This window comes from Elusimicrobiota bacterium (assembly GCA_041658405.1).
GTDB lineage: Bacteria > Elusimicrobiota > UBA5214 > JBBAAG01 > JBBAAG01 > JBBAAG01.
The window spans coordinates 1-5863 of sequence record JBBAAG010000119.1 but is presented as its reverse complement, the minus strand read 5'-3'; the positions used below and the strand labels follow the sequence as shown (position 1 = coordinate 5863).

Annotated in this window: 8 protein-coding genes and 1 other RNA gene; all 9 read right to left on the bottom strand. The window is 42.4% G+C overall.

Annotated features, from left to right (window positions below; genetic code table 11):
* Positions 1-73 precede the first annotated feature (73 nt).
* Positions 74-481, bottom strand: a complete 408-nt coding sequence (locus WC955_12900) for a hypothetical protein (GenBank protein ID MFA5859952.1) — start codon at positions 479-481, stop codon at positions 74-76.
* Positions 482-643: 162 nt separating this feature from the next.
* Positions 644-1099 (bottom strand): DUF6036 family nucleotidyltransferase, encoded by a 456-nt coding sequence (locus WC955_12895; protein MFA5859951.1) that lies wholly within the window; start codon positions 1097-1099, stop codon positions 644-646.
* Complete coding sequence (locus tag WC955_12890) at positions 1077-1286, bottom strand: hypothetical protein (protein MFA5859950.1); 210 nt, start codon at positions 1284-1286, stop codon at positions 1077-1079. The genes WC955_12895 and WC955_12890 overlap by 23 nt, the downstream gene beginning before the upstream one ends.
* Before the next feature lie 119 nt (positions 1287-1405).
* Positions 1406-1767, bottom strand: a transfer-messenger RNA (tmRNA) gene (ssrA, locus tag WC955_12885).
* A gap of 94 nt (positions 1768-1861) precedes the next feature.
* Positions 1862-3337, bottom strand: a complete 1476-nt coding sequence (glpK, locus tag WC955_12880) for a glycerol kinase GlpK (GenBank protein MFA5859949.1) — start codon at positions 3335-3337, stop codon at positions 1862-1864.
* Positions 3338-3369: 32 nt separating this feature from the next.
* Entirely contained in the window at positions 3370-3855 is a 486-nt protein-coding gene (smpB, locus tag WC955_12875) for an SsrA-binding protein SmpB (GenBank protein ID MFA5859948.1), read from the bottom strand.
* A complete protein-coding gene (lptB, locus tag WC955_12870; GenBank protein ID MFA5859947.1) occupies positions 3852-4574 on the bottom strand; it encodes an LPS export ABC transporter ATP-binding protein in 723 nt (240 codons plus the stop codon). The genes smpB and lptB overlap by 4 nt, the downstream gene beginning before the upstream one ends.
* 20 nt (positions 4575-4594) lie before the next feature.
* Entirely contained in the window at positions 4595-5566 is a 972-nt protein-coding gene (locus tag WC955_12865) for an LptA/OstA family protein (protein ID MFA5859946.1), read from the bottom strand.
* Positions 5563-5863: LPS export ABC transporter periplasmic protein LptC (gene lptC / locus WC955_12860; GenBank protein MFA5859945.1), on the bottom strand; the 301-nt coding region annotated here is incomplete at its 5' end. The genes lptC and WC955_12865, both read right to left, overlap by 4 nt.

Here is a 5863-nt window from a genome sequence, read left to right as displayed (position 1 = left end):
TAATTTACGCGCAGCACGCGTTATGCGGCATGCCGCATGGAAACTTAAGTCTAAAGGAGGGGCTTTACAAGAGTTAAAAGAAGTTGCTATATTGTCTGAGTGAGGTCAAACTCGCTGAAAAACTCCGCTTGTCAAGCAAGATAAACCCTCTTTGCTCTGGAATCTCAGTATCACAAAGTGCAGTTTGAATTTTTTCATCACGATTGAACTTGTTTACTACGTTTTGGAATATTTCATCTCGGAATGTCTCCCAAATACCAAAAGCTTTAGATTGCATTTCAAAATTACTCTTGTCTCTAAATATATGCTTAAATATTGTTAAAGAACGATTAACGGAGTTTACATCCTGCGTATCTAATTGCATAAGCTTGTTGGAATATTCTTCACATTTGTCATAGTATTCGGAGGTTGGTGCTGTGGCAGTTATTGAAAATATTATTAAAGTTATGCTTATGATTATTGCTGAGCTTTTTCTATTCACGCAAATACTCCTAGTTATTATAAATTAAAACATAGAACAATACGACCGGACAAGGATATTCTACAAAATCTTTATGGTACGTCAAAACCAGGAATTGTTCACGACGGAGTAAAAAATGGAAGGGACTAGATTCCATCAGAACCTGGTTTAGGGAACAGGATACTATTTGCTCAACCTTTTCAAATCCTTGACATCTGCTTTTCGATAAAAATACCGTTTCAACGCAAGTAAGTCAGTTTTTGCAACAAAGTACGTTTTGACATCCCTGAACATGGCATCAACTTTGTTTTTATACGCTTCATTAAAAGCCATTTTCCCCTGGTTGTTAAAAATATCAATCCGGTGAGGTTCGACGCCTATAAAGAATATCTCTTTCTGTCCAAGTAGGTCTTCGGGGTTAATTCTTATCCCGCCGGCAAACTCTTTTATAGCTTTGGCACAACGTTCAGCGTTCTTGCTGCTTTTTTCGATCCAAAAATCGATTTCTTTTGTTTCCCGGGCAATTTTTGTGTGATACATTACAGCATATGCGCCAATAACCAAGTATTTGACGTCGTATTTATTAAGCAGCTTTATAAAATCAATATAGTCGTTTTCAAACTGCTTGTCGTTTGCCATATATCCTCTTGTTAAGTTTGATAACATTGCGATTGCCGAATAGTTTATTAGCAGTTTTTCTGATTTGATTCAAACAGTCCAGTACACTATCAAAATCGTTTTCTATGTTCAACGTTTCAATTTCAGCAGGTGTACCCTTACCGTAGATTATCTTTTTCCCGTTTTTTATGGCTGTTTTGATTATCATTGTATGCTCCTACGAAAATACTGTTTTTTCGTTAATTATATTATAGGAAAAATATACATGTTTTTCAAGTGAAATAGCTATGAAGTTTAATAGAAATTATGTTTTTTACAGAATTAATAAAGTGGAGGTGAGGGGAATCGAACCCCTGTCCAGAAACGGTCCAGTTAGACATCTACAACGCGTATCCTGTACATTGTTCTCGTCCTTACCCGCTTATACAGGCATAATCATGTAAGGACCAGGATCAAGTTAATTCACACAGCGCTTATGCTCCTCTCAGCGCCGCACTACACCCGAATTTTTACGCCTCACCCGCTACGTCAGGTACGTATCGGAAGACGCGCAGTCTTAACAGACCGCGTAGTTTGCTGTAGAATAATCAGCAATTAAATAATATGGTCGATTGATTAACGTGGCCGTTCGACCAACCACGGCGTGCCGTACCAACTTTCAACATCCCTGTCGAATCCAGAACACCCCCAAAGAACAAACACAAAACATTGTTTTTGTGTGTACTATATTAATAGCACATTATTTTGGAATGTCAATGACTATTATATTTCATTAACAACTTACTAAACCACTGCCTGCGCGATTGCGTGTTTCCACCCGTGATAATACGTCTCCGCAGTCTTGCGGTTCATCTTAGGACAAAAACTTTTGTCTTTCTTCCACAACCTTGACAGCACAGCCTCGTTTTTCCAGTACTTAAGGTATAACCCCGCAAGAAACGCAGTGCCCAGTGATGTGAGTTCACGGTTTTTCGGGCGTACGACCTTAATCCCCAGGATATCCGCCTGGAACTGGCAGAGGAACGGGTCACCCACAGCACCGCCATCAATATTCAACTTCTTTATCTTAATCCCTGACTCGTGTTCCATTGTAGAGATGACATCTCTTGTGGAGTAACACGACGCTTCAATAGCTGCACGGACAATATGTTCACGTGTAGTCCCGCGGGTAAGGCCGCTGATAATCCCGCGTGCTTCTGAATTCCAGTACGGCGTCCCTAACCCGACAAACGCAGGGACAAAGTATACACCGTCATTACTTTTTAAGGTTAATGCCATCTTTGGCGCATCCTGTGCTTTCTCCAATATTTTTAACCCATCACGCAACCACTGGATTGCCGCACCGGAGATAAACACCGATCCTTCAAGTACATACACAGCTTTTTGTTCGGAAGTACATCCCAGTGTGGTAACCAACCCTTTTTTTGAGATTACACGTTTAGCGCCGGTATTCATCAACGCAAAACAGCCGGTACCGTATGTATTCTTAACCGTCCCCGGGGAAAAACATGTTTGCCCGTATAACGCTGCCTGCTGGTCACCCGCTATTCCGCAGATAGGTATCCCCGCAGGTAGACGCCCGTTTTTGGAGGTCACTCCAAACATTGACGAGGAAGGTTGTACTTCCGGTAAAATATTTTTTGGTACACCAAAAAGTTTTAGTAATTCATTATCCCATTGAAGTTTATCGATGTTATAAAGCATTGTACGTGATGCGTTTGTATAATCAGTTTTGTGACACTTCCCACCGGTTAGGTTGTACAACACCCAGGTATCCGGTGTGCCAAAACAAAGGTTTGTGTAGTCCACATTCTTCCCTTGTTTCTTTAAATGGTTAAGGATCCACTCAATCTTTGTTGCTGAGAAATATGCGTCAACCTCAAGCCCGGTTTTTTTGCGGATCATCCCGGTAAACCCTCGGGATTTAAGGTTTACGCAACGTTCACCCGTACGGCGGCATTGCCAGACAATTGCGTTATACAACGGTTTCCCAGTCCTGCGGTCCCACAGGATAGTAGTTTCCCGCTGGTTCGTGATCCCAATCCCCGCGATACTACCAGGCGGCACTTTTGTAAGCACGCGCTGGATTGCGTTATTAACACTATCCCAGATTTCTCGCGGGTTATGTTCCACCCAGCCAGGCTGCGGGAAGTATTGTTTAAACTCTTCGTAATGGCTGCATACCACCGTACCGTTAACATCATACACTACCGCGCGGCTACCTGTGGTACCCTGGTCAACCGCCATAATGTATTTCATAAATATTATTCCCTCCTGTATATCATCAACAATTATCTTCTGTACTTCAATGCACGGGAAAGGTCACGGTCGGAGATACGTTGTTTTATACGGTCCTTGCGGTTAAACGTTTTCTTACCTTTAGCGAGTGCGAGTTTACACTTAACCCATCCATGCGAGAAGTATAGTTCCAGAGGGATCAGTGTAAACCCTCTCTGCATAACCTTACCGGCGATACGGCTAATTTCCTGTTTATGCATCATTAACCGTCGTTTACGTGAAGGATTAATCTTCCATTTTATTGCCGCACTGGAATACGGCGTTATATTGAGGTCAAATACTATCAGTTCGCCGTTCTCTACCCGCGCATAAGCATCACGCATATCCACACGCCCTTCACGCAAGGACTTAACCTCATGCCCGCGAAGTTCTACCCCGGTTTCATAAGTTTCAATTAACTCATAAAAATGCAACGCCCTGCGGTTGGTCGCAACAACTTTTAGGATAGGTTTTTTTTCAGGTACACTTTTTGGTTTCACATTTTAAACTTTTCACCGAGATATATTTTTCGTGCCTGCGGGTCGTTCAATAAGACCTCCGCGGTTCCCTGTATCAAAATATCTCCCTGATAAATAATATATGCGCGGTCAATAATCTCCAAAGTTTCACGTACATTATGATCGGTAATAAGTATCCCAAGCCCCCGTGATTTCAACCTGCGGACAAGATCCTGTAACCCATCAACCGCAATTGGATCAATCCCGGTAAACGGTTCATCAAGCAATAAAAATGTGGGGTTAATCACTAACGCCCGCGCAATCTCGCATCTGCGTTTTTCACCGCCGGATAACTGATACCCTTTTTGTTTCCTAACTTTCTCAAGCCCAAACTCTGTGATCAACGTATCAAGCCGAGTTTTCCTTTCCTTAGCTGAAATCTTTAGTGTCTCAAGGATTGCCATAATATTATCTTCTACTGACATATACTGAAATATTGACGGCTCCTGCGCGAGGTACCCAATCCCGCTGCGTGCGCGTTTATACATCGGTAACTTCGTAATATCCCGAGAGTTAAGCATAACCTTGCCTTTTTCGGGGTTCACTAACCCTACAATCATAGAAAACGATGTCGTCTTCCCTGCACCGTTAGGGCCAAGTAAACCCACTACTTCGCCGGTATTAACTTCAACACTAACATTTTTAACAACCGCCCTACGGCGGTAGGATTTGTATAACCCTTCCGCCTTCAACGTATTCATAATATTATCCCCAATCCTTTTTATTTAAATACTACTGTGCCATTAACATTTTTGTCGAGCATAACCTTATCCTGTGCGAAGTTTAACGTCACAACTTCCGCAGCGTACCGGCTATCAACCTTTTCATCTTTCCATTCAATCACAGGTTTACCTGTAACAACCATAAGTTCATCAGCCGAAGTATACACCATCCTCTGCCCGGTAGCAACATTAGTTTGCCATTCAGCACGTACGTTTTTATCAGCAACAATTTTGGCGGTTACGTTATCCAGTAATACATCTTCAGCTGTTACTTTAACGTTCTGTGTCTGAGTCCCTCGTATAACGGTATAGAACAGTTCAACTCCGGGCCCGAACTTCGCGATGGACACATTCCCGTCGTAAGTAAGTATTTCAGAACGTATATCCACAACAGTCCCTCCGGGAGTTAGTGTTTTGTATACCACCTTCCCTGTAACAGTAAGAGTATTATTGGCATTATCTGTTTTCATATAATCACCGGTAACCGTGTCGCTACTCCTAAGCATCCTTACATTCCCCCGGCATTCAGAGTACGCGCTACCCGATGATAGTTCTATAACTTCAGCTGTTACATTAATAATTTCTGTTATGGTAGTTGACCGTATACTGTACAACATCTCTGCACCGGGATAAAATTTTCCGTAATTAGTTGCGGTATTAAACTCTGCGGTTTGCGATTTTATGAGTACACTATTATTATTCGCCAGCCCGGTACTTTCATACACAACATTACCTGCAGCGTGGATCATGCGTTTACGTTCTTCGTTCTTCATATAATCAGAAGTTAACACATTGCTTCCCTGCACCATTTTTACAGTACCACGGAACGTTGTTACCGCCCCGCGGTCAAGGATTTCCATATTGTCACCAGTAATCACTGCCCTAACATTATCCCCGAATAATTGGCCGGGTAGTAATACAAACAATAACGCGGTTAACGTCAACGCAATATTAACATGTTGTTTGTTCATTTTTGTATCACCACACGGTTATTTTTTATTACTATTCTTGAAAGATCAGGCGTTGCTTCAAACCCAACCCCCGTAATTTCCTTATCCGGATACACAATTCTTACGGTTGACGATGATACGACGAGGTTCCGCACGCTGTCATACTCACCGTTTGGCGTGTATAACGCAATCCCTTCAGCATCAGACTTCCACACAACATTACCCCGGGCAGAGATATTACCGCTACCGCTTACCGCTTTACCTTCAGCTGCGGATAGCGTTGACGCAGGATTACCATTTTCATAAAAAAGAACTCTA